The sequence below is a fragment of the Arthrobacter sp. YC-RL1 genome (genome assembly GCF_001454985.1).
GTDB classification, from domain to species: Bacteria; Actinomycetota; Actinomycetes; order Actinomycetales; family Micrococcaceae; genus Glutamicibacter; species Glutamicibacter soli.
The window spans coordinates 3391115-3413285 of record NZ_CP013297.1 but is presented as its reverse complement, the minus strand read 5'-3'; the positions used below and the strand labels follow the sequence as shown (position 1 = coordinate 3413285).

The 22171-nt window shown below is 60.8% G+C and carries 20 protein-coding genes; 9 read left to right on the top strand and 11 right to left on the bottom strand.

Features of this window, described 5'->3' with window-relative positions:
• The first annotated feature begins 5 nt into the window (after positions 1–5).
• The 6 genes from ATC04_RS15715 (at position 6) to ATC04_RS19510 (ending at position 10536) form a co-directional block, all read left to right on the top strand.
• A complete protein-coding gene (locus ATC04_RS15715) occupies positions 6–2240 on the top strand; it encodes a carbon starvation CstA family protein (protein ID WP_231736004.1) in 2235 nt (744 codons plus the stop codon).
• A gap of 2 nt (positions 2241–2242) precedes the next feature.
• A complete protein-coding gene (locus ATC04_RS15710) occupies positions 2243–2434 on the top strand; it encodes a YbdD/YjiX family protein (RefSeq protein WP_047117955.1) in 192 nt (63 codons plus the stop codon).
• Between the two features lie 69 nt (positions 2435–2503).
• A complete protein-coding gene (locus tag ATC04_RS15705) occupies positions 2504–2833 on the top strand; it encodes a TraM recognition domain-containing protein (RefSeq protein ID WP_047117954.1) in 330 nt (109 codons plus the stop codon).
• A gap of 255 nt (positions 2834–3088) precedes the next feature.
• Positions 3089–3556: a hypothetical protein gene (locus ATC04_RS15700; RefSeq protein WP_152666760.1), complete on the top strand. Its 468-nt coding sequence runs from the start codon at positions 3089–3091 to the stop codon at positions 3554–3556.
• A 54-nt stretch (positions 3557–3610) separates the two neighbouring features.
• Positions 3611–10057: a DNRLRE domain-containing protein gene (locus ATC04_RS15695; protein WP_152666759.1), complete on the top strand. Its 6447-nt coding sequence runs from the start codon at positions 3611–3613 to the stop codon at positions 10055–10057.
• A gap of 5 nt (positions 10058–10062) precedes the next feature.
• Positions 10063–10536, top strand: a complete 474-nt coding sequence (locus ATC04_RS19510; protein WP_146956095.1) for a hypothetical protein — start codon at positions 10063–10065, stop codon at positions 10534–10536.
• A 181-nt stretch (positions 10537–10717) separates the two neighbouring features.
• On the opposite strand, the gene ATC04_RS15690 is transcribed toward ATC04_RS19510, so the two are convergent.
• A complete protein-coding gene (locus ATC04_RS15690; RefSeq protein ID WP_047117951.1) occupies positions 10718–11191 on the bottom strand; it encodes a DUF4913 domain-containing protein in 474 nt (157 codons plus the stop codon).
• Positions 11192–11336: 145 nt separating this feature from the next.
• Positions 11337–12233 (bottom strand): hypothetical protein, encoded by an 897-nt coding sequence (locus ATC04_RS15685; RefSeq protein WP_047117950.1) that lies wholly within the window; start codon positions 12231–12233, stop codon positions 11337–11339.
• A 74-nt stretch (positions 12234–12307) separates the two neighbouring features.
• Between ATC04_RS15685 and ATC04_RS15680 the strand changes: the two genes are divergently transcribed.
• The 3 genes from ATC04_RS15680 to ATC04_RS15670 all read left to right on the top strand — a co-directional run bounded on the left by ATC04_RS15680 (position 12308) and on the right by ATC04_RS15670 (position 14678).
• Positions 12308–12757, top strand: coding sequence for a hypothetical protein (locus ATC04_RS15680; protein ID WP_047117949.1), 450 nt, complete (start codon positions 12308–12310; stop codon positions 12755–12757).
• A gap of 64 nt (positions 12758–12821) precedes the next feature.
• The gene (locus ATC04_RS15675; protein WP_047117948.1) at positions 12822–13664 is read left to right on the top strand and encodes an aldo/keto reductase; all 843 of its coding nucleotides are present in this window, start codon (positions 12822–12824) and stop codon (positions 13662–13664) included.
• A gap of 186 nt (positions 13665–13850) precedes the next feature.
• Positions 13851–14678 (top strand): tyrosine-type recombinase/integrase, encoded by an 828-nt coding sequence (locus tag ATC04_RS15670; protein ID WP_047117947.1) that lies wholly within the window; start codon positions 13851–13853, stop codon positions 14676–14678.
• Positions 14679–14731: 53 nt separating this feature from the next.
• Here the strand turns inward: ATC04_RS15670 and ATC04_RS15665 are convergent, their stop codons facing one another.
• From ATC04_RS15665 to ATC04_RS15625, 9 genes are all read right to left on the bottom strand, one after another.
• Positions 14732–15016, bottom strand: a complete 285-nt coding sequence (locus ATC04_RS15665) for a hypothetical protein (RefSeq protein ID WP_152666757.1) — start codon at positions 15014–15016, stop codon at positions 14732–14734.
• A gap of 20 nt (positions 15017–15036) precedes the next feature.
• On the bottom strand, positions 15037–15258 hold the full coding sequence (locus ATC04_RS15660; RefSeq protein WP_047117945.1) for a hypothetical protein: 222 nt from the start codon (positions 15256–15258) through the stop codon (positions 15037–15039).
• Positions 15259–15267: 9 nt separating this feature from the next.
• Entirely contained in the window at positions 15268–15981 is a 714-nt protein-coding gene (locus ATC04_RS19765; RefSeq protein WP_052772193.1) for a peptidoglycan DD-metalloendopeptidase family protein, read from the bottom strand.
• Positions 15982–15991: 10 nt separating this feature from the next.
• On the bottom strand, positions 15992–16696 hold the full coding sequence (locus ATC04_RS15650; protein WP_047117944.1) for a hypothetical protein: 705 nt from the start codon (positions 16694–16696) through the stop codon (positions 15992–15994).
• Positions 16693–18090: a hypothetical protein gene (locus ATC04_RS15645; RefSeq protein ID WP_047117943.1), complete on the bottom strand. Its 1398-nt coding sequence runs from the start codon at positions 18088–18090 to the stop codon at positions 16693–16695. The genes ATC04_RS15650 and ATC04_RS15645 overlap by 4 nt, the downstream gene beginning before the upstream one ends.
• Positions 18091–19413 (bottom strand): hypothetical protein, encoded by a 1323-nt coding sequence (locus ATC04_RS15640; protein WP_047117942.1) that lies wholly within the window; start codon positions 19411–19413, stop codon positions 18091–18093.
• Positions 19413–21332: a hypothetical protein gene (locus tag ATC04_RS15635; protein ID WP_052772192.1), complete on the bottom strand. Its 1920-nt coding sequence runs from the start codon at positions 21330–21332 to the stop codon at positions 19413–19415. Before ATC04_RS15635 ends, ATC04_RS15640 begins: the two co-directional genes overlap by 1 nt.
• A gap of 132 nt (positions 21333–21464) precedes the next feature.
• Positions 21465–21767, bottom strand: coding sequence for a hypothetical protein (locus tag ATC04_RS15630; protein ID WP_052772191.1), 303 nt, complete (start codon positions 21765–21767; stop codon positions 21465–21467).
• 2 nt (positions 21768–21769) lie between these two features.
• Positions 21770–22171, bottom strand: a complete 402-nt coding sequence (locus tag ATC04_RS15625; protein WP_047117941.1) for a hypothetical protein — start codon at positions 22169–22171, stop codon at positions 21770–21772.

Below are 22171 nucleotides of genomic sequence, written 5' to 3'. Positions count from 1 at the left end.
TCCGAGTGAGTACCCAGAACACCCTGCCCCCAGCCGGCGTGGATCCGGATGTGGCCGAACAGGAAGAGAAGCGCTGGACCCCGCTGCGCATCGCGGTGTGGATCGCCATTGCGCTGGTCGGCGGCATCGCCTGGTCCATGCTGGCTTTCTCCCGCGGCGAGACCATCAACGCCATCTGGTTCGTCTTCGCCGCGGTGGCGACCTATCTGATCGCCTACCGCTTCTACTCGAAGTTCATCGAGCGCAAGATCGCCAAGCCCAACGACTTCCGCGCGACCCCGGCCGAAAGCATCAACAACGGCCGCGACTACGTGCCCACCGACCGGCGTGTGCTCTTCGGCCACCACTTTGCCGCCATCGCCGGCGCAGGCCCGCTGGTCGGGCCGATCCTGGCAGCCCAGATGGGATACCTGCCGGGCACCATCTGGATCATCGTCGGCGTGGTGCTGGCCGGAGCAGTCCAGGACTATCTGGTCATGTTCTTCTCCATGCGCCGCGGCGGCCGTTCGCTGGGCCAGATGGCCCGCGAGGAGCTCGGCCTGATCGGCGGCACCGCCGCGCTGATCGCCACCTTGGCGATCATGATCATCATTACCGCCATCCTGGCGCTCGTGGTGGTCAATGCCCTGGGCGAATCCGCATGGGGCGTCTACTCGGTCGGGCTGACCATCCCGATCGCGCTGTTCATGGGCATCTACCTGCGCTTCATCCGCCCGGGCAAGGTGCTGGAAGTGTCGATCATCGGCTTCGCGCTGCTGATGTTCGCCATCATCTCCGGACGCTGGATCGCCGAGTCGCCGTGGGGCGCCGAGCTCTTCCATCTGGATCGCACCACCATCGCCTGGGCCATCATCATCTACGGATTCATCGCCGCGGTGCTGCCGGTCTGGCTGCTGCTGGCCCCGCGCGACTACCTGTCGACCTTCATGAAGATCGGCGTGATCCTGCTGCTGGCCGTGGCGATCCTGGTGGTCCAGCCGCAGATCAGCGTCCCGGCCGTGTCCGAGTTCGCTTCGCGCAACGACGGACCGGTGGTGGCAGGGCACCTGTTCCCGTTCCTGTTCGTGACCATCGCCTGCGGCGCGCTGTCCGGGTTCCACGCGCTGATCTCCTCGGGCACCACCCCGAAGCTTGTCGAGAAGGAAAAGCAGACTCGCTTCCTGGGCTACGGCGGCATGCTGATGGAATCCATGGTGGCCATCATGGCGCTGGTCGCGGCGATCTCCATCGACCGCGGCGTGTACTTCGCGATGAACGCCTCCCCGGCGGCCACCGGCGGCACCGTGGAAACCGCGGTGGCGTTCGTGAACTCGCTGGGCCTGGCCGGGGTGAACCTTGAACCGGGCACGCTGAACGAGCTGGCGAACAACGTCGGCGAGAACAGCGTGGTCTCGCGCACCGGCGGCGCACCGACGCTGGCCGTGGGCATCGCCCACATCATGCACCAGTGGTTCGGCGGCACCGCGATGATGGGCTTCTGGTACCACTTCGCGATCATGTTCGAGGCGCTGTTCATCCTGACCGCCGTTGACGCCGGTACCCGCGTGGCCCGCTTCATGCTGCAGGACACCATCGGCAACTTCCTCCCGAAGTTCAAGGACAATTCGTGGCGTCCGGGCGTCTGGGTGTGTACCGCCATCATGGTGGCCGGCTGGGGATACATCCTGATCCTCGGCGTGACCGACCCCCTGGGCGGCATCAACACGTTCTTCCCGCTGTTCGGCATCTCCAACCAGCTGCTCGCGGCCATTGCGCTGGCGGTCGTCATGGCCATCATGGCCAAGCGCAACCAGTTCAAGTACCTGTGGGTGGTGGTGCTGCCGCTGGCCTTCGCCGTGGTGGTCACGTTCGTCGCCAGCTGGCAGAAGATCTTCTCCCCGGACGTGAAGGTCGGCTACTTCGCCAACCATTTCGCGTACAAGGACGCGCTGGCCGCCGGCGAGACATCGCTGGGCTCGGCCAAGACCGTGGAGGCCATGGAAGCGGTGGTCCGCAACACCGGTGTCCAGGGCTGGCTGTCCGTGGTCTTCCTGATCCTGACCGCCGTGGTCATCACCTCGGCCATCGTCGCCACGGTGAAAGCGAAGATCAACGGTGGAGGAGTGGACACCGAGGATCCGGTGGTCGAATCCAAGATGTACGCCCCGTCGGGGCTGATTTCCAGCCCTGCCGAGAAGGAGCTGGCGGCGGCCTGGAAGCAGGTTGCCCCGGAGCACCGGATCCACCGGGGCGGGCACTAGCGATGGCCGGCCTGCGCGAACGCCTGGGCCAGGCAAAGCGGTTCGTCGACGGGGTGCTGGGCGCCGACAAGTACCAGCACTACCTGGAACACCACGCGCGGACCCATCCGGGGCAGACCCCGATGACCGAGCGGGCGTTCTGGAGGGACTACTCCGACTGGCAGGACAAGCACCCGCAGGGACGCTGCTGCTGACGCTGCGCATCCCCCGGGAAGAGCGGGCAACCACCCGGTGGTTGCCCGTTCTGCCGTCGTGGGTCGATTATGGCGTTCTGGGGTGCCGCCAACATCCGCGTCGCCGGCTCAGGGCTCTCGGATGATAAGTTCCTACCGTTCCTCGCCCAACTCGTCGGTGATCTGGACAAACGCTCCTCCAGCACCAGTGGCCGCAGCGGGCGCTCCGTCTCTAGCTCGATGCAGCGCGAGCGGATCTTGGACGTGGCCGATTTGGCGGCGCTCCCACGGGGTCGAGCGATCTTGACCAGCTCGGGCATGCCGGCTGGACTGATCGAGCTACAGCACTACTCCACCAAACCCTACGGAGAAGATGTGCAAGACTCGCAACGATATTACGAGGGACAGTTGAAGATCTAGCGAATCGCAGAAGTTGATTCCCGTTCGTCTGTTGCTACGACGAATATCGTTGCTCTGTCTGTTGACTAGGCTAAATAATTTTAAAGTTTTGAGGCTGGTCTTCAGCCTCTCGTTTCGTAAGATAATTGGCTAAATAACGTTTAGGATACTTTTTCCCCAGAGCGTTCTTTTTGGTATTTCGCGCGCGCCAGATATAGCAGAATCTATGTGCTGGCTATGTGTCAGCTTAATTTCTTATCGAAAATTGGGGTCAAAGTGTACCTTCTCAGAGGGGATACCTCTGCGCGCCTGTGGACAGATTTCACAGTACGCAAGAGAAAAATCCTATCGACTATCGCGATCGCCAGCACCAGCGCATTGCTGGCCTCAGGACTCATCGCCCCGTCGGCGTTCGCCGACGAAGAACCGCAAGACGCCACACAAACCGTTCAAGACGTCACCGAACGTCCCGACGGGGTGTCCGCCCAAATTACCGCGAAAGCCACCGGCCACCGCGTCGAGGATTTGTCCCTCCGCACGGCCACCGAACAGGTGTTCGCCAACCCGGATGGAACCTGGACGTCCGAGACGACCTCAGCAGCCCGCTTCAAAGAAGAAAAAGGCAGCTTCGTGCCCTTGGGCACCGACGGGGAGCTCACCGACGCCGCATCCCCGGTCGTAGGTGATGGCACCGAGCTCACCGTCGCTGACGGCAAGGACGCGCTCGGTGATGGTCCCACCTAGGATTCGGTTGTGCTCGCTGAGCTGGAGTCCACCGGGGAGCACGAAGGATCTACCATGAAGCTGGGGTGGGAGGGCGAACTACCTGCCCCGCAGATCAGTGAGAACCAAGCCACCTATGCCGATCAGGTGCAGGTACCCGTCATCGAAGATCCATCCGGCGACGTCATGCCACAAACCTCCACCGTGGACCCAGTCCCTTCGGATACTCCTGCCGAGTCTCCCCGCGACACCAAGGCTCCGGAGGTCGCTGATGAGCAGCCCGCAGAGGGCGAGGATGACTCGTCTTCCGTCCCGACCCCTGAGCCTTCAGAGTCCTCCGCTGATTCATCGGAGCAAGCGGCCGAATCAGAAGCGCCGTCACTCGACATGCCCGCCGAATCCCAGCCGGTGGATGCGAGCGTGATCGTTGAGCCGCTGCGGTCGGGCTTCTCGCACCGCACCGTGCTGGAGCAGGCCCCTGAGGGTGAGGTGTCGCTGCGTTTCCCGATCAAGCTGTCCAAGGGCTTGAAGTTGAGCAAAGACCAGGACACCGGTGACCTGCGCGCGGTAAACAGCAAGGGCGAGACCGTGTTCTTCGCCCCGGCCCCCACGATGTGGGATGCCAAGATCGATGAAGCCTCCGGACTGCACCCGGCCGAACGCCTGGTGGAAACCACCCTCACCGAAGAAGACGGCGTCCCGGTACTCACCTTGAACGCTGACGCCGCATGGTTGCAAGATCCGGAACGTCAGTACCCGGTCACCATTGACCCGACCTGGTCTTCCAATGCCTCCGATACCTGGGTGCAGGCCGACGTTCCCGGCTCCAAGGCCGGTGATCCGGAACTACGTGTGGGAACGTTCAACGGCGGGACATTGAAGTCCCGTTCTTTCCTGCAGTTCGCTTCCACCGCGCTGGACGGGAAGAAGATCACCAAGGCCGAACTGCGAATGCACAACTACCACTCGTACTCGTGCACCTCTTCCCCGGTGAAGGTCCAACGCGTCACCAGCGAATGGATTTCCACCGACGTCCGCTGGACCAAACAGCCAACCGCCACATCCAGTGGCGAAGGCACAAACAACGTGTCCAAAGGTTACTCTTCGAGCTGTGCTGCCGGGTACGTCTACTACCCGATCACTCCGATTGCCCAGTACTGGGCAGATAACCCCACCAAGAACTACGGGGTGCGGTTGATCGCGGCCGATGAGACGAACAACTACACCTGGAAACGCTACCGCTCAGCGAACTACGTCACAGGTGCGAACGATCCGAACGAACCCACATTCGTCGTCACCTACAATTCCTACCCCGGCACCCCCTCTGGTGTTTCTTTCAACTCCGGTGAATCGGTAAAGGATGGTTCAGGGAAGCTATGGGTGAAGTCGAAGACCCCGACGTTCCGTTCGACGGTCACCGACCCGGACGGTGGGAACGTCAAAGCCGAGTTCGACATGACCGGTACCGGCACACTGAGCAAGCAAGCCGGTTCCATGGTCGCCTCCAAGCAGGTTTCCCTTTACAAGGCCAACTTGGCAGAAAACGGCACTTATACCGTCAAGGCCTGGGCCAATGACGGGACGCTGCGGTCCAAAGCGGCCGGAGCTGCCACGACATTCACGGTCGACTCAATTGCACCCACAGCCCCGACCATCAGCTCATCAGCCGGGATCACTAACAACGGCTGGCAAGCATCTAAGCCTGGGTCGAACACCTTCACGTTCTCTTCCAGCGCGGACACCGACAAGTTTTCTTATCAGCTCAATAACGAGGCCTGGAAAACTGTCGCGGCTTCCTCTGGGAAATCTACGGTGTCTTGGAACCCGACCGGGGCGAACATCCTGCGGGTAAAAGCCATTGACAAGGCTGCCAATACATCGGGCACCATCACGTGGACCTTCGGCAACGGGGTGGCTTCCTTGACTTCTCCTGCAGCCGGGTCCACGACCTCCGATTCGTTCAAAGTCACCGGCCAAGGCCCCACCTCCTCCACTGGAGCGGTGACGCCGAAGGTGTATTGGCGCGAAGCTGACAGCGTGACCGCCGATACCGCCACCTACGGTTCCAACGCGGGATGGCATGAAGCAGCATCCCTGCCAGAGATCGCAGCGGGTCAGCCAGTCAAACTCGATACCATGATCGACATCTCTGCGGCTCCGGCCGGGAAGCTCAAAGAGCTGGGCAAGGACCGTATCGCCGCACTGGTGGAGCTGCAGGTATGTTTCGACTATGCCGGCGCACCAGCGGCCTCCAAGCTGCAATGCACCACCAACAAGTCCAAGAAACCAGTTCAGGTCACCAAGCTGCCGCACGCGTTCGGGGATAACTACCCCGTGGCCGAGGCCGGCGACGGCCAGGTCGCTCTGACCACTGGTGAGCTGAATCTTTCGGAAACCGATGTCGAGGTCAACGCCGGCAACACCGGCTTATCAGTAAGCCGTTCCTATTCCTCCTATTCCGGGATCGGAGCCAACTCCCGCATCTTCGGCAAAGGCTGGCGCGCTAACATCGACGGCCCGGACGAAGGCCTGGCAGGACTGCTGGTCGCTGAATCCACCGCATTGGATGGCACCATCACCCTGATCAGTGATGATGAAACCGCGGCGGTGTTCCGCCAGCCAGGTAACGGGCGTGTATCTCTGAAAACCGGCACCTATCAGCCTGCTAACGAAGATGCCATTGCGTCTGGTTGGAAACTGGTCGTATCAGGTTCAGGAACCAGCGCGCGGATCAAGATCACAGAAGAAGATGGAACGGTCACCACGTTCAAGCGCGGCGCCAACCTTGAGGGCAACCCCAAGATTTGGGAATGGATCGCCGAGACCGTCACCGGCGGCAACGGCACCGGGACTAGCAAATTCGTTTCGAATACCGCCGGTCAAACCACCATGGTCATCGCCGGTACTGAAACGAACCTTAACTGCGAAGCAGCGACACTTGTGCATACCGAGACGACTGCGGTGAAGGGGTGCCGTCGCATCAACCTGTCCTATGACGCCGCAGGCAAGATCACCAAGGTCACCTACACCGCCTGGGATCCTGCCACGAGCGCCATGAAGACCGTCAATATTGCTGAATACGGCTACGATGGCGCCAGCCTGGACTCCCGATTGACCAGCGTCAAGGATTCTCGCACCGGAGACATCACGACCTACACCTACGGGGCAGAATCTGCGGCAGGGGTACCCCTGCTTGCCTCAACGGAGGAGAAAACCAGTAGCGGCACCCGAGTAGATGCGCCAACCTACTACAAATACGGTAAGGCCAACGATTCAAACCGGTCCGATTGGCTGGAACTGGTCGAGCGAGGCAATGCCATCGATGGAAATACCAGAGTGCAGTATGCTCGGTTCGTGTATGGCCTGAACCCGTCAGGGGACGGAGCTAACACGCCCAAGCTGGCAGAGAGCCAGGTCAAGCTCTGGGAACAGGACGGTACCCACAAGCCGGTGACCGGTTATGCAGTGTTCGGTCCAGGCAAGAATATTGGTTCGTCCAAAGCGGCTTCGGTCGCTATGGCGGATTACAAGTACGCTGACCTGCAATACGTTGATGCGCAGAACCGCGTCGTTAACACCGCCTCCTATGCGGCAGGTGCGTGGCAGCTCACCGCGAACGTGTTCAACGCGGAGGGGAATATCGAGCGGGCCTATGATGCTAGAGCGATCCGCACCATCCAGGCTGCAGCAGGAACCCCCGCGAACGTCGTCAATGGGGTGTTGAACAGCCATGAAGAACACGCTCAGGTGAATGTCTACTACTCAGATCTGGAAACGCTGATTGACAAGGAGGGTAACGGACTCTCAACGAAAACTGACGCCACGGAGAAAGCTGAAGAAATTTCCAAGAATGAGGCGACCGCCGAGTTCCTGCGAGGCTACGTCACCGACACCTATTCACCGGTGACCACCGATGAAAACGATGAGCCCTCCCGGGTACATACCAAGACCAGCTACACTCCGATCACGGATGTTGATGCAGGGGGCATGCCGCGCATGCTGCCGACAACGGTGGCGACTTCGAAGGCCAGCTCCGGGAAGATTGATCGCGACGCTGACAACGAACCGATCATCACCCAGGTGGAGAACGGTTACAACGCCTACACCGTCGACAAGAACGGGAAGGCGACCACCGATAAGAACAATCTGCGTTCAGGTTGGGTGATCGGTTCACCCACTAAGGTCACCCAAGTCATGAGTACCAGCGGTGACAACATTGTGACCGAGACCCGGTTCGATGACCAAGGACGCGTGATCGAATCCCGGCAGCCGAAGTCCGCCGGCGCTGATGCTGGAACGACGAAGAGCATCTACTACACCGCTGGAGCGAACGCAGCGGATAGTGACTGCGGAAGCAAACCGGAATATGCGGGGTACTTGTGCAAGAACACCCCGCAGGGTGCCGGGTCGGTCGCTAAGCATCAGACCGGGTTCAACATCTACGGCCAGCCAGCCACGTTCACCGAGTCCTCGACCGGAACCGATGGGGCCAAGCGCATCACCACCCAGACGTACCGGGCTGATGGCCAGGAAGAGAAGACCACGGTCACCACTAGTGGAATCACCACCACTGCGGTACAGCCGGTGGAGAAGCTCTACGACGTCACCGGAGTACAGAACGGCGTGCGGGCAGTAGCTTCCGGCTCCCTGCCGCAATCCGAAGTGAAATGGACCCAGGACTTGTGGGGACGTACCACTTCCTACACCAACTCACTAGGAGAAACGACTACCACCGAATACGACCTGTTCGGCAACGTCTCCAAGACGGTCTCCCCGGTCTCGACCACTACGTATAAGTACGGGGCCCTATCCAATGACGCGGAGAACATGGGTGAATACCAAGGTGTAGTCACCAGCATGACCGTGTCCAAACACGGCGGCACCAACACCGCAACCTACAAAGCCACCTACGACGGGGATGGCAACGTCCTCACCCAGGCCATCCCCGGGGGCTTCATCCAGAGGATGGACTACGACGAATCCGGCAAGCAGGTCCGCCTGGCCTATGACGGACCGTTGAAAGCCGAAGACGGCACCAGCTCGATCGGCACCTGGATCGCGTGGGAACTGAATCGTGACGTCACCGGACGCATCATGGGTGAAACTACCCCTGAAGGAGATGTGCTCGCTGGCACCTCGACTGCCGGGGACCGTGCGGCGGCCTATGACCGTGCGTTCACCTATGACCGGGCTGGACGTCTCACCGAGGTCAAGGACATCACCGCTACCCCGGGAGAAACGGTGAACACCGACCCCGAGGAAGGGGCCGTGACTCCAACGACGGTGCGGAAGTATGCATTTGATAAGAACGGCAACCGCGCCTCGCTGACCACCACGGTCAACGGCACCCAGACCGCTAAGCGGACCTGGGCCTACGACGCCGCAGACCGTGTCGGTGTGGGCGCTGGGTATGTGTATGACGGGTTGGGACGGCAGACCACGATCCCAGCCGCCGATGCACCAGCAGCTGCTGGCGGGGTCAAGGCCGGGGCTGGGGCGATCACGGTGAAGTACTTCGCTGATGACGCTGCCGCAGCCATCACCCGCAACGGCACCACCTCTACCATCGCCCGGGATCCTGCAGGGCGCCGCCTGACGGTGACCTCGTCCGGAACCGCGGCTGCCGGAACCGAAACCAAGCACTACGCCGATGATTCGGATAACCCTGCCTGGACCACTCGTAAGCAAGGCACCGAAACCATCACCACCAGGTACGAATCCACCATCGGTGGAGACCTGGCGTTGACCATCACCGGGAACACTGTGGAACTTGCGGTGAATAACCCTCACGGGGACGTGGTCGCCACCGTGCCGTTGACCGGTACCGGGGCAGGGCAAGGTATCACCGGATGGGCGCAGTACGACGAGTACGGCAACCAGCTCACCGAACCAGTGAACACCGGCGCCACCACCTACGGATGGCACGGAGCCGATGAACGCGCCGTAGACACCAGCGGGCTGATCCTGATGGGCGCTCGACTCTACAACTCGGTCACTGGGCTGTTTAGCAGCCGGGACCCGGTCGAGGGCGGCAACACCACGACCTACGCCTACCCACAAGACCCAGTGGGAACGAATGACCTTAGTGGACTCTTTCAGTGGGGAAAATGGTTAGATCGAGCAAGCACAGGGCTCGCTGTCGCAGGTATGTTTGGGTGTGCGCTCTGTGCCGCAGGTTCTGCGGCTATTGGGCTTGGCAGAGGTATCTATAAAATACGTAACGGAAAAAAGGGCGAAGGCTGGGTAGATATCGCGGGCTCGGTTACCTTTGGCGTAGGTAAAGGACTTCGAGCTGCGGGTAAACTGTGGAAAAAATCCCAGATGAAGAAGTACCCCAAAGGTCACCGAGTCAACAAATATAAAAGGAAGAAAATAGCAAGAAAGTACCGAAAGTACAACAACAGAGTTGTAAAACGCTATGACAGATTTGACCGAATCTGGAGCACTGGTACCGCAAGCTATTCAAGCTATGGGATGTACACAGATTATAGGGCGTATAAAAAATCAAGACAAAGGAGGTAGTGTTCGTGAAAAATAACAAAAAAATATCATATTTGACAAAAAGTGATATTTTAACATCCTCATTATTCGGCATTGCCATCATTGCCTTGATGATATACATCGAAGAGTATGGATTTGCCTTGGTATTATCGCTGACAGTAGTTAGCGGTCTGATAATTAGCGCAAAAAAGCTTCGCTGGTCGCAAAAGTCTTGGGATGCAATGATGAGTAGCCTCAGAACGTCTAGTTTCAATTCAACATCAGCTCCACGGATCGGATATTGGATTGCTCGCACAACGTCCAGTTCAGAACGCACAACATACTGGTTCGGAAAAAGCTTTCTTGACCATTATGAATTCACTCGAGTGCCATCCAAGCTCGGAGAGAAATTCGAGACTACATTCGACGAGTCGAAGTATCCTCATTTTCAAAAGAAGAGTACGAAATATTCGATCGACGAACAAGCAATTAAAAACTTGTCGAAGTTCGTAAAATTCTAATATCTCGAAGATCGTTCTTTCGCATTAAGGAAACCTATTTTATAATACTGCCGAGTCGCAGAATGAATTCACCATTATTTAAATGAAATTCACTTAGCATATATCGGTATTTAATTATTGAAATACATCTGACAATCAATGCAATAAAACCTGGCCGGCTGAACTTAGCTGGCCAGGTTTTTCACTGTCCTCCCGAAACCACCGATGAGCGGAAGTACCCCTCCGGCGCCTCAGCCACCGGGAACATCTCTGGAAGCTGCGGGTGCATCACCTTGTCATACGCATGGAACGGGCCGTCCTGAGCGGTGAGCCGATCCATCAACGGATAGAAGTAGTCGCGATAGAACACCAAGATCTGCTGCGGTCCATCCCACCGCATCTGCTCCCACGTCTCCCACAACGCGGTAACCACCGAATACACTTCCGAGTACTCATACCAGTTCGGCGCCCACGCATGCCCCGAAGGACCGCACTTCCGCAGGTAACGCGGTAGCGCGTAGCCGCGCAACCACTGCTGCGCGTCCTCATACACGAAAGGCCGCTCCGAGACTGCGTGCTCGGTATCCTGCGGCGAGGTCGCCGGCTGCGCCGCGGGTTCCTGGGGCTCGTCACCGTCCAGATCCAGCTCATCATCATTCGGTGGGATGCCGACCATCGCGACAGCTCCTGTCCTTGGGTGCGGGCCGGCGCTGCCGCTGCCATACCGCGTTTGCGGTGCTTCATCGCCGTCTGCGGATTCTGGGTGCTCGGCGGCAACGGAAAATCAGCGTCCTTCCCGCCCTTCTGCTTCCAGACAGCGATCACCCGTTCCGACGCGGCACTATGCCGATCCAACGCCAGCGTGCCCGCATCCTCCGGGCCAGCCCCCGCCGGGGACGTTGTGCCCGCTTCCTTGGCTTCAGCGGTGTCAGCGTTGACCCGGTCAAGATGTTCTTGACCCTCAGCTCGTTCAGCTTGCCGCAGATGCGCGGCCTCGTCCTGCTGGGCTTCCGCCGCCTCGCCAGTAGTGGTCTCTCCGGTGGCAGCTTTGCACCCTCGGGCACCAGGTGCGGGAACTTCCCGGCAATCGCCCGGTCCACCTCATCGTCATGCCCATACCACGACGGAACAAAACTAATCGTGTCGCGCCCACCAATGGACGGGTCACGCACCGTATCCGCCGGCATCAGTTCCAAGCGACGCAGCACTTCCTGTTTGCTGATCTCCACAGGACGTTCCAAACCATCGTTGTAGTCATAATCCCGGAACGTCCCCTGCGGCTGCGCAAACCACGGCTCCTGGCCCATGGGTGGCTGCTCGGCCTTGGCTCGCTGGCCAGCCAAATAGTCATCCAGCGCATCGCGCAAGGCACGGTGCCGGTCAGTGGCCGCCGTGGGATGATCCCGATTCAGATCCTCCACGTTGATCCCGAACTGGTTGCGGATACGGTCAGCGCCAGCCATGAATGCCTGGGAGGCGGCTTCGTGCCGGCCCGCCAGTTCACTAGCCACGATCATACGATCTGCAATCGCTTCGCTGCCAGCAGTGTTCCAAAACTTTGGAGAGGATAAATCGCGGTGCACAAGCTGCGCGATGTTGCGTTCGTGTTCTGCGTTGGCGTTCGCTTCCGCACCTCGCATCTGCGCCCGACGCTGAGCGTGTACGACCAGTTGCATCCCTGAACCCAACTCAGCCTGCGCGACGCCACCGAAGTCCACTTCGATACTCCACGCGGCGGTACTGCCCGGTAGGCTTGGTACTGACTTGAAACGACAACTTGCAAAGTAGAGCGATGGCATTCTTCTCACGTTTGCGCGCACAGCGTGCGGCAAATCGCGAATTGGGCGAGGGCGTGTGGCGCCGTGCCCACGATCGCTTCACCCGATCCCTGGACCGCATTTTCCAGGTGCTCGAAGGCATCAACGACGTCGAGGTCTACAACCAGCTGGTGAAGCCGGCTAACGAGATGGCCGACCTGCTGCCCATGGTACGCCAGCTGTGCACCGATGCCCAGCGGATCACTCCCAGCGAGGATGAGGTGATTCCGCAGGCCACCGCCAGCGTGCACCGCTCGCTGACCAAGTCTGCCAACGACCTGGCGACCACCGCCCAGGTGATCGCCATGATGCGCATGCAGGCTGAAGCCGGTTCGCCGATCAATGTCCTGTCCGTCGTGCACCGCGCCCAGATCGTGAAAGAGGACGTCAACCGGGCTGCACAGCTTTTGGAAGCGCTCAAGTAAAGCTACCTTACGATGTTCCTGAAAATCCCTGCGGCCAGGGCTGGGGATGCACTAGATTAAGTGCATGACCCAAACTGTTCCAGAACTGAAATTCCACGACGGAAACACCATCGACCAGCTCGGCTACGGCGTATGGCAGGTGCCTGACGCCGAGGCTGAAATCGTGGTCGGCAAGGCCATCGATGCGGGCTACCGCCACATCGACACCGCCAAGATCTACGGCAACGAAGAAGGCGTCGGCCGCGCCATTGCCGCATCCAGCGTCCCGCGCGAAGAACTGTTCATCACCACCAAGGTGTGGAACGCCGACCAGGGCTACGAGAACACCCTGGCCGCTGCCGACGCGTCGCTGCAGCGTCTGGGCTTGGACTACGTCGACTTGTACCTGATCCACTGGCTGCAGCCCAAGCGCGGCACCTACGTGGACACCTGGAAGGCCTTGATCCAGCTGCAGAAGGACGGCAAGGCCAAGTCCATCGGCGTCTGCAACTTCACCATCGAGGCGCTGGAAGAGCTCTACGCCGAGACCGGCGTGCGCCCGGTGATCAACCAGGTGGAAACCCACCCGTACTTCCCGCAGTCCGAACTGCGCGCCTACGAGGCGCAGCACGGCATCCTGCACGAGTCCTGGTCCCCGTTGGGCCAGGGCGGCGACCTCCTGACCGACCCGGTTCTGGTGAAGATCGCCGAAAAGCACAAGGCCTCCGTGGCGCAGGTGGTCATCGCCTGGCACCTGGCCCTGGGCAACGTGGTCATCCCGAAGTCGGTGACCGATGCGCGCATCATCGAGAACTTCGCCTCGCTGCAGCTCACCCTGGATGACGAGGACCTGGCCGCGATCAACGGCCTGGACCGGGGAGCCGAAGGCCGTATCGCCGCCGACCCGGCCACCGCAGATTTCGCCTAGCACCCACTGCGGATGCGAAAAGGTCCTTGGTTTCAGCTGAAACCAAGGACCTTTTCTTCACATGGAGCCCCCTGCCGGATTTGAACCGGCGACCTGCTCTTTACGAGTTCCCCGTTCACCGCCTAGCTATGGCCGCCTAGCGCTTCCCCGGCGTGTCTAATGTAAGAATCGGATTAGGTGGGGGTTATGGACACAAGCGGAACTATTGCGGATTGGTGTGCCTGGATGCGTGGCATCGGGCGAGCAGAGCGGACAATCAGCGAACGACAGACCACGCTTTGGCACTTCTTCGAGTTCACCGGCACCACGCCGGAGAGTTTCACGCAACGCCACGTCGTGCGATACCTCGGGCGCAAAGGATTGAAGCCGGCCAGTCGCGCCAGCTACTACACACAGGTCAAGGCGTTCTCGAAGTGGGCCGTGCTCATCGGCTTGCGAGACGATAACCCCATGACCGATCTGCCGGCACCGCGCCGTCCCAAGTGCGTGCCCCGGCCTATCACTAACGGTGACTTCATCGCGCTGCTGGAATCGACGCCGCGCCGGCTCACGCGGATGAAGATCATGCTGGCCGCGCTCCAAGGGCTTCGCGCCCATGAGGTCGCCAAGGTGCGCGGGGATGACTTCGACGTGCACGCCATGCAACTGCGAGTCCAAGGCAAAGGCGGTGGAACGGCGGTGATCCCGTTGCACCCTGGCATGCTCGAATTGGTGGAAGCGATGCCGAAGCGCTCCTGGTGGTTCCCGTCCGAACTGACCAGCACCGGGCATGTCACGGCAAAGAGCGTGTCTACGGTCATGAGCCATGCGATGCAGCGTGCCGGGGTGCCGGCTACCGGTCATCAGCTGCGGCACTGGTTCGGCACCAACCTGCTGACCTCGGGCGCGGATCTGCGCACGGTGCAGGAACTCATGCGGCACGAGTCGATCACCAGCACACAGATCTACACCCTTGTGCCCAATGAGCGGCGCGTGGAAGCGCTGGCACGTTTGGAGTTGCCCAAGGCAGCATGAGCGCAGCGCAAAGGCCACCATATTCGTCGCTTGACGAAAATGGTGGCCTTTTGCTATGCCCAGGTGATCTTGCTGGCCAGCGCGATGATGACACCGGCCCCGGCAATCCACAGTGACACGTTGGCGCGTGCGTGCCCGTCGCGCTGTTTCAGGTTCTCGATTTCCACCGTATGCGTGGCGGTTTTCGATTCGAGCTGGTTGTATCGCTGGTGCACCATGTCGAACTCGGCATGCACACGCTTCGATTCCTCGTCGTGTCGATCCTGCCCGGCCTGCAGCGAGCTGAGCTGGCCGGTGAGCACGCCGCGCAGCTCGGCAATGTCGGTTCGGAGATTCACATATTCATCCATTGCCGGGGTCACTCTATCGCTCGCTTGCCGGTGCCGGGCTTCACCAGCCAACCGCCCAGCACGGTGCCGGCCACGGTCAGCAGCACCGCGATAGCATCTTCAATCTCGGCAGCGTCTACGCCCAGCTGCGCCAAGATCCACACGATCACGGTCGCCGCCGCGTAGCCCACGACGGAGCCACCGCCGGCAGCCACGGTGACAGGGCCAACGGTACGCTTCGATTCAGCCATTCTTTCCTCCTACAGTCCTAGTCGTTTCTGGGTCCTTTCAGCGGCCACGCCGTCTACGACGAGTCCGGTGCGGCGCTGGAAGTCGCGCACGTTCACGTCGAGCTGCGCGGTGAACACCTTGGTGTCGCCCTGGCGGGTGTAGCCCTCGGAGCGCAGCGCACGGGACACGGCCAGCACGTCGTTGCCGGTGGACTTGTTCTTGAGCGACAGGTTCCGGTAGGTCTTGCCGGCTGGCTTCGACGCTTCGACAGGGCGGCGCGGGGCGGTCTTGCCGGGGGTGATGCCCTTGGATCGCATCCACTTGTGAAAGCTCGCCCACTTCCAAGACTTGGAGCCCTTGCGCTTGAATCGCACCCCAGCATGGACGTGCACGCCGGTCACGTTGCCGGTGTCGCCCATGTAGCCGATCAGCTGGCCAGCCTGCACGCGCTGGCCGGGCACTACGACGATCTTGGACATGTGCCCGTAGTTGGTCATGGTGTAGTCGCTGGACCCGTTGCCGGTGAGCAGGCCGTGGTCGATGATCACGATCTGCCCGGTATGGCCGGCCAAGATCCCGGTGCCGGAGTCCAGCACGGTGCCGTCGGCGGCGGCGTAGATCGGGTCATGGTCGCCCGGCTTGATCGGCGCGTAATCGTCGCCGGCGTGGAGCGTGCCCCAACGGCGTCCGTACGCGCTGGTGTAGCGTGCGCCTACGGGGACGGGGCTAGAAAACTTGGTCATGGTTGCCTTTCTAGATTCCGTACGCGGTCTTGAGCTTGGAGTACAGCGCCGCGCGTTCGGTCGCGTTCAGCGGCGGCATGATGATGTTGCGCCGATACTCAATATGGGCACGACTATCAGCCGAATTATGGTTGAATCCGAGCGTGATGCCTTGCCGGGCCGTGGAAGTGACAGACTTGGCGGCTTCGACTTCATCAATGCGGAGGGCAGAATTTGCTCCGTTCGAAGTCAAGATCGCAATATGCCAATTCGTGTCTGCTGGAATCGCAGGATCCAAAGTAGTGCCGAGGCCGGCGATTCGACCTTCAATGCGTAAAGCGTCTGATGCGACGAAAACAGCCCCAGCACCGCTTGACGCATAGTCGAATACTGCGGCATCTCCGTATTCGGGTGTTAACAGTCGGAAGATTGTCACCACTGTGTGCGCGGCAGGCACGTTGGGGGTGAGCACACGCATGCGGTTGGTGGAGCCGTTGAATCGGACGGCTTTCTTCCCGCCGGAGTTGACAACTTGTGGCGCGCCGCCATCGGCGAGCAGCGGCGAGTTGTCGATCAGGGAAGACCACTGGGTGAGCGAACCCAAGGGCAGCTGGTCGGCCGCCCAGTCGAAATATGCGTCGCGGATTGGTTCCACATAGGTCAGGTCGACCTTTGGCCAGGTGTCGTTGCGTGCGGTCCACTTGCCGGGTCGGATGATGGCGCGGGCGATGGTCATGGTCGAATCCATTCTCGTTGGGTCATGTAGGTGTTGAATCGGGCGGCTACCCATACTGCGGTTTGCCGGCTCCAGTGTGTTCCGTCGCCGGGATCCATGATGGAGGGCGGGAGCGTGTCGGCGGTCATCTTGGCTAGGTCGGTGGGAGTCGGGGTGATGCCCTGCTCATAGATCGCTTCATGGACCAGTTCGTGGCGCAGGTCGTAGCACTTTGGCCCATAGGCCAGTTGGAGCCCGTCGCGCACTGTCGTTGCGGTGACATAGCCGGCAGTGCCTGCCTCCTCGCCCACGGTCGTGGTCGGTGGCACGACAAGCACCTGCTTGAGCTGACGGGTATGCCAGTTCACGATGCGTTGCACGCCGGCGATGATGTGTTCTGCAACCGATGATTCAGCGCCGGTCACGCCCAGGGCGATGTCGTTGCGGCCCAGCAGGATGATCGAGGTGTCTGCGTCGTGTCCGGTCATGTCCGGGACGAACACGGTGCCCGGTTCCAAGGGCACTTCGGTGCCGGCGGTAGAGCGGGTGAACGTCAGCAGGGTGTTGGAGTCCTGGCGACGCAGTATGCCGGGCACGCCGGCCAAAGTGCCGGGGAAGCTCACAGCGGAGCCGAGTGCACGGAACCCGATCACTTCATCGGTGATGACGTTGACCGGGCCACTGGCCGGGATACGGTTCAGCGTGGCAGTGAGCGGAACTGGGATGGCGCCGATGCGCACGGCCACCTCATCCACGCACCAGCCGGAGGTGCCCAGATTGAACACGTCCACCCCGGCGGGCACAAGGTCGGCCAGCTTGGCCGGGTATGAGTCGCTGGTGGGGCCGGCGCTTCCGTCGAAGTAGCCGTAGGTCAGCGAGTCGCCGATGCAGGCGACACGGTTGCGCTGGGAACGGGTGTAGCCCACGGCGGTGTTGGCGCTGTCCTGGGGGGCGATGTTGCCGTAGCTAATATGCGTGTACCCGTCATCGCGGATACCGAACGCTACTACGCCGTCTTCGTCGGTGACCACGGTTTGCCAGCCGGGAGCGTTGACGGGCTGGCCGACCATGCCGGTCTGGCCTTGGATCAGCGGCGGCATTTCGGTGTTGAATTCGCCGGAGTCGTAGAACCCGCCGGCGGTGTATCCGTCATCGTCGGCGAAGGGGATGGCGTAGTTCAGTTCGTTGGTCGTGCGCAATACTCGGTCGTCGCTTCCTGTGATGAAGTCCAGCTGGATCGCTGCGTCCTGCACAGCGTCTACGGCGACTTGGGTTGCTGCTTCGATTAGCTCGGGGGTCAGCCCACCTTGCAGCAGGTCGTCAATCTTCCCGGCGGCGGCGCGGATGGACGCGGCCAGCTGAGATATTTTGACGCTATCCGCGGGGGTGGGGATACCTAGCGGTGTTTCAGGCATTTATGGTGCTCCTATGAATTTGAAATCGCCTACGGTCAGCGTGTCGCCAACGCTGGCGCAGGTGGCATTCGCAATGTTGGGGTTGGCCGATGCGCCAACTAACTGGCAGGTCCAGTAGTCGCCGGCCCCGTCCAAGGCGGTGATGGTGCGCTCTAGCGTCAGGGTCATCGCCCAGGCTTTCCCGTCCCAGGTGTAGGTTCCTCCCAGCAGGTAACTGCGCAGGTCGGACGGGCCGGGGTCGGGACGGTTGGCCATGATGCCGGTGACGACGATCAGCGTGTTGAAGCGCGTGTCGTTAGCTAGCAGGTCGGCAAGGTCGGCTTCGGTCATCAGGTCGCTGTCGTTGATGGTGAGTTCGCTCATCTTCCACGGCGAGTCGGTGGTCATCCAGTCGTTCGCGGCGGACTGCCAATCGGCGGAGTTCAGCAGGTCGGTTTCGAAGTCCACGGACTGCACGCCAAACTGGTCTCGGATGGCTTGCGGTGCCCGGTAGTTCCGTTCGGTCTGGGTGGTGAACCCGTCATCGCCCAGCGCCATAGTGGACAGGGTGACGGCGGTGATCGCGTTGTCGGGGTCTTGAGTCCACGACGGGTCTTGCAGCGCGTTGGACGCTGGCAGGTACAGGATTTGCGACGGGGCGCCGCTGATCATTGGGCTGTTGTAGGTTTTCTTCCACACGCCCGGCGGGCTGGCCAGCAGCTGGTCAGGCTTGACGTACCGGGATGATCCCTCCATGACGGTCAGGCGCTTTCTCAAATCTCCGTCCGAACCTCGGTATGAAGTATCGAATGCTTTGCCCCGGTATCGGTTCATGTAGCGTTCGAGCATGGTCATCAGCTTGACGCTGTTGTAGACGGCCTGCGCGCTGTCCTGACTGTTTTCGGGGAAGTAGACGAACCAGTTCTCGGCCAGGAACGCGGCGTTCAGATGCGAGACCCGGTTCGCGCCAGATGGCCAGTTGGTCGAGATATACGCGTTCTCAATGTCGGCCTTGTGGCTGGTCGCGTTCGCGGTGACTTCCAGCCCGCCCTCATAACGGGTGGACGGGGCAGCGCTGAGCGTGCGGATGCGCCCTGCGAAGAGCGTGCGCCAGCCCTCGGAGGTGGCGACCAGCAGTTCCACTTCGGCACCCTTGACCAGATCGGGTACGTCATACATGGATTCTTTGAACAGCAGGGTGAACTTGAGGTTGTCGGGCTCGGGCTGCTCATAGGCTCCATCGGAACCCCAAGTGAGTTCGGCAGGGGCCAGCACCGGCGCGTTAGCAGCACGGGTGCCGGCCAGCTGTCGGCCGTTCAGGTAGAGCCGTGGGGGCAGCGCCATTAGTTCGCTCCACTCATGTGCTTGCGGTACCGCTTGAGGATCTTCTCAATCTCGCGGCCGATGGCAATTGGGTCACTGCCAACGCCGGCATTGATGGTGATATTGAAGATAGTTTGGCCGTTGGCACCGGTGGCTTTGAGTCGAGTGCGGCCCAGCGGGTCGGTGGCCAGGCTGATCTTCGGTGCTGCGGACAGTCCGCCAATTTCTTCGGTGACCTTGTTCAGCACGCGCTTGAGCTGCGGCATTTCGCCCTTGAGCGATTTGGTCAGGCCGCCCATGATGGCCTTGCCGGCGGGGATCAGCAGCTTCTTGTCGTAGCTGATCGGGCCCTTGTGGTCGGCAATCCATCCACCGATGCCCTTGACGAATTCCATGCCTTTGTCCCATGCGCCGCGCAGGCCGCCTACAAAGCCGTCGATGATGGCCTTGCCTGCGCCCTTGAGCAGACCGCCCAGGTTGCTTAGTGCGGACTTGATCTTGCCGGGCATGCCCTTGATGAAGCCCAGTGCGCCGTCGATGCCGCGCTTCACGATGGACTTGAACGCGGTCATGATGTTGGAGCCGATGGCTTTGATGCCGTTCATGGCCGTGGACACACTGTTTTTCATGGCGTTGAAGCCGGTGCGGAAGAATCCCTTCACGGCGTTGATGCCGATCTTGATCGCGCCGAACGCCTTGCCGATCAGGGTTAGCTGGATGAAGTTCCAGACGGCCTGCACTGCGCCGGAAACGATCTGCTTGACTGCTTCCCATGCGGCTTTCCAGTCGCCACGGAACAGAGCGGACACCAATTTCACTACGCCCTGGATGACGTTCAGCATGCCCTTGATGAAGCCGACCACGTTGCCGACGATGCCGGACACAATAGCGATGACTACAGGGCCAATAACTTTCCAGACGTTAGCGAACAGCGTGGCAAGCCCCTGGATGATGGGGCCGGACTCACGGGCGAACACGGCGATGGTTTCCTTGACCATGCCAATGATCGGCGCGGCCTGCAGTGCGAAGCCTTGGATGGCCGGCAGCAGGGAGTCGCGCCAGATCGCGCCGAACACGTCGAGGATCGGCTGTAGCTTGGCGATAGCGCCCTGGATGAATCCGAACGCGCTGCCGCCTTGCCCCAGCCCGTTGACCATGGACTGCAAGCCCGGCAGTACGCTGGTGTTGATGAACGTCATCACGGCGGTGATCGCCGGCAGGAACAGCTGACCGATGGTGGTCTGGATGTTCTTCCAGGTGGCATCGGCTCGGGCCATCTGGCCCTGCATGGTGTTCGATTCCTTGGCGAAGTTGCCGTGCGCGTCGGCGGTCTGCTTCATGATCAGCGACAGGGTGGCCGCCTGGTTGGCTTCGTTGGACAGCGAACCGCCCACTTTCTTGAAGCCCAGCGCGGCGGCTTCCGCGTCGATCTTCGCCTGATTCAGCGATACGCCGTAGCGTTCGATGGGGTCGCGTTCGCCCTTGAGCGCGCTCGATAGCGCTTCGACGGCTTCCTTGGACGTGCCGCCGAACATGCTGGACAGGTCTGCGCCCAGGGTGATCAACTGGTTGGTTTTCGGTGCAAGCTGATCCATGGCCGTGCCGCCGTTTTTCAGCTGCGTGCCGATCAGGGTGCCCAGCTCGTTGAACTCGTTACGGGTCAGACCGACGTTCGTCTGCGCGTCCTTAGACCACTGGTGCATCTGCCCTGAGTTGCCCTTGAACACTGTGTCGATCGCGCCCACGGACTGTTCGAGGTCGCCGGCCATCTTCACGGCGTTCTTACCGTATTCGAGCAGCTTGATGCCGGCGTACGCGAGTGCTGCGCCGCCGGCTACTTTCAGGAATGTTCCCACGGCAGAGCCGGCACGCTTCAGGCCGCTTTGCGCCTGTTTGGTGTCTGCGATGACGCGCAGCGACATGATCGCCGATTTTGCCATGGGGTTCAGTCCTCTTCGAGTTCGTTGCTTTCTTCCTCTAGCAGGTCGAAAGCGGTCATCAGATCAGCAGGGTCTTGTGCTCGCCATACGTCCGGTGCGATACCGGAGCGGATGGCCAGCGCGACTAAGTTCCTAGAGAGAGTCCCCTGCTGATAAGGGCGCGTCCTCGGTGTCTTCCTCTTCGAGCTTCTGAGCGGCGGCATCGACCATCTGGTCGGTGAACTGCTCAAAGGTCAGCTGGTGGGCACCGGCGCGGCGGGACGCGTGCCAGACAAGGAACACGTCGGAGGTGATCGAGTCGGCTTCGGCATCCCAGTTGCGTGCTTTGGCGGTCTTTTCGTATTGCAGCTTGTCGTGCAGGTTGATGCGGAACGGGCCGTGTTCGGTGCCGTGCTCGTCTTCGTAGTAGCCGGCAATCTTGTTGAGCTTGGACATGTTCAGATTCCTTTGACTTTGGAAATGGCTTTGTTCACTTCGGCTAGATACAGGGCTAGCCATTGTGGTTCGGTCTGCTTGGCAGCCACGGTGATCCAGTGCTCGCCACCGAAACTGCCTTTGATGCCGGATGCGCCCTCGGGCCAGCCCCAGTTATTGGGGCCGGCGTACGGGGTGCGTTTGAAGCCGGCGCGCACCACGGCGGCGGTCTTGGTGCCCGATGACCGGATGGTGCTGGCCAGCGTGCCAGTGACCTTGGGGGCCATCTGGCGGGCGCGGCCCTCCACGACGGAAGCAACACGCGCGTGGATGCCTTGGAGCGTGGACAGATCGTGCTCGGCGGCTTTGAGGGTGGCGCGTAGCATGCGGCCACCGTCCACCGAGACAATCGGTTTGCTGGCCAT

Coding starts and splice junctions, on each gene's coding strand:
- ATC04_RS15690 (WP_047117951.1), bottom strand. CDS start 11,191: ATGGTCGGCATCCCACCGAATGATGATGAGCTGGATCTGGACGGTGAC.
- ATC04_RS15640 (WP_047117942.1), bottom strand. CDS start 19,413: ATGGCGCTGCCCCCACGGCTCTACCTGAACGGCCGACAGCTGGCCGGC.
- ATC04_RS15625 (WP_047117941.1), bottom strand. CDS start 22,171: ATGGCCAGCAAACCGATTGTCTCGGTGGACGGTGGCCGCATGCTACGC.
- ATC04_RS15710 (WP_047117955.1), top strand. CDS start 2,243: ATGGCCGGCCTGCGCGAACGCCTGGGCCAGGCAAAGCGGTTCGTCGAC.
- ATC04_RS15645 (WP_047117943.1), bottom strand. CDS start 18,090: ATGCCTGAAACACCGCTAGGTATCCCCACCCCCGCGGATAGCGTCAAA.
- ATC04_RS15675 (WP_047117948.1), top strand. CDS start 12,822: ATGACCCAAACTGTTCCAGAACTGAAATTCCACGACGGAAACACCATC.
- ATC04_RS19765 (WP_052772193.1), bottom strand. CDS start 15,981: ATGACCAAGTTTTCTAGCCCCGTCCCCGTAGGCGCACGCTACACCAGC.
- ATC04_RS15680 (WP_047117949.1), top strand. CDS start 12,308: ATGGCATTCTTCTCACGTTTGCGCGCACAGCGTGCGGCAAATCGCGAA.
- ATC04_RS15650 (WP_047117944.1), bottom strand. CDS start 16,696: ATGACCATCGCCCGCGCCATCATCCGACCCGGCAAGTGGACCGCACGC.
- ATC04_RS15705 (WP_047117954.1), top strand. CDS start 2,504: ATGGCGTTCTGGGGTGCCGCCAACATCCGCGTCGCCGGCTCAGGGCTC.
- ATC04_RS15670 (WP_047117947.1), top strand. CDS start 13,851: ATGGACACAAGCGGAACTATTGCGGATTGGTGTGCCTGGATGCGTGGC.
- ATC04_RS15695 (WP_152666759.1), top strand. CDS start 3,611: ATGAAGCTGGGGTGGGAGGGCGAACTACCTGCCCCGCAGATCAGTGAG.
- ATC04_RS15630 (WP_052772191.1), bottom strand. CDS start 21,767: ATGTCCAAGCTCAACAAGATTGCCGGCTACTACGAAGACGAGCACGGC.
- ATC04_RS15635 (WP_052772192.1), bottom strand. CDS start 21,332: ATGGCAAAATCGGCGATCATGTCGCTGCGCGTCATCGCAGACACCAAA.
- ATC04_RS15660 (WP_047117945.1), bottom strand. CDS start 15,258: ATGGCTGAATCGAAGCGTACCGTTGGCCCTGTCACCGTGGCTGCCGGC.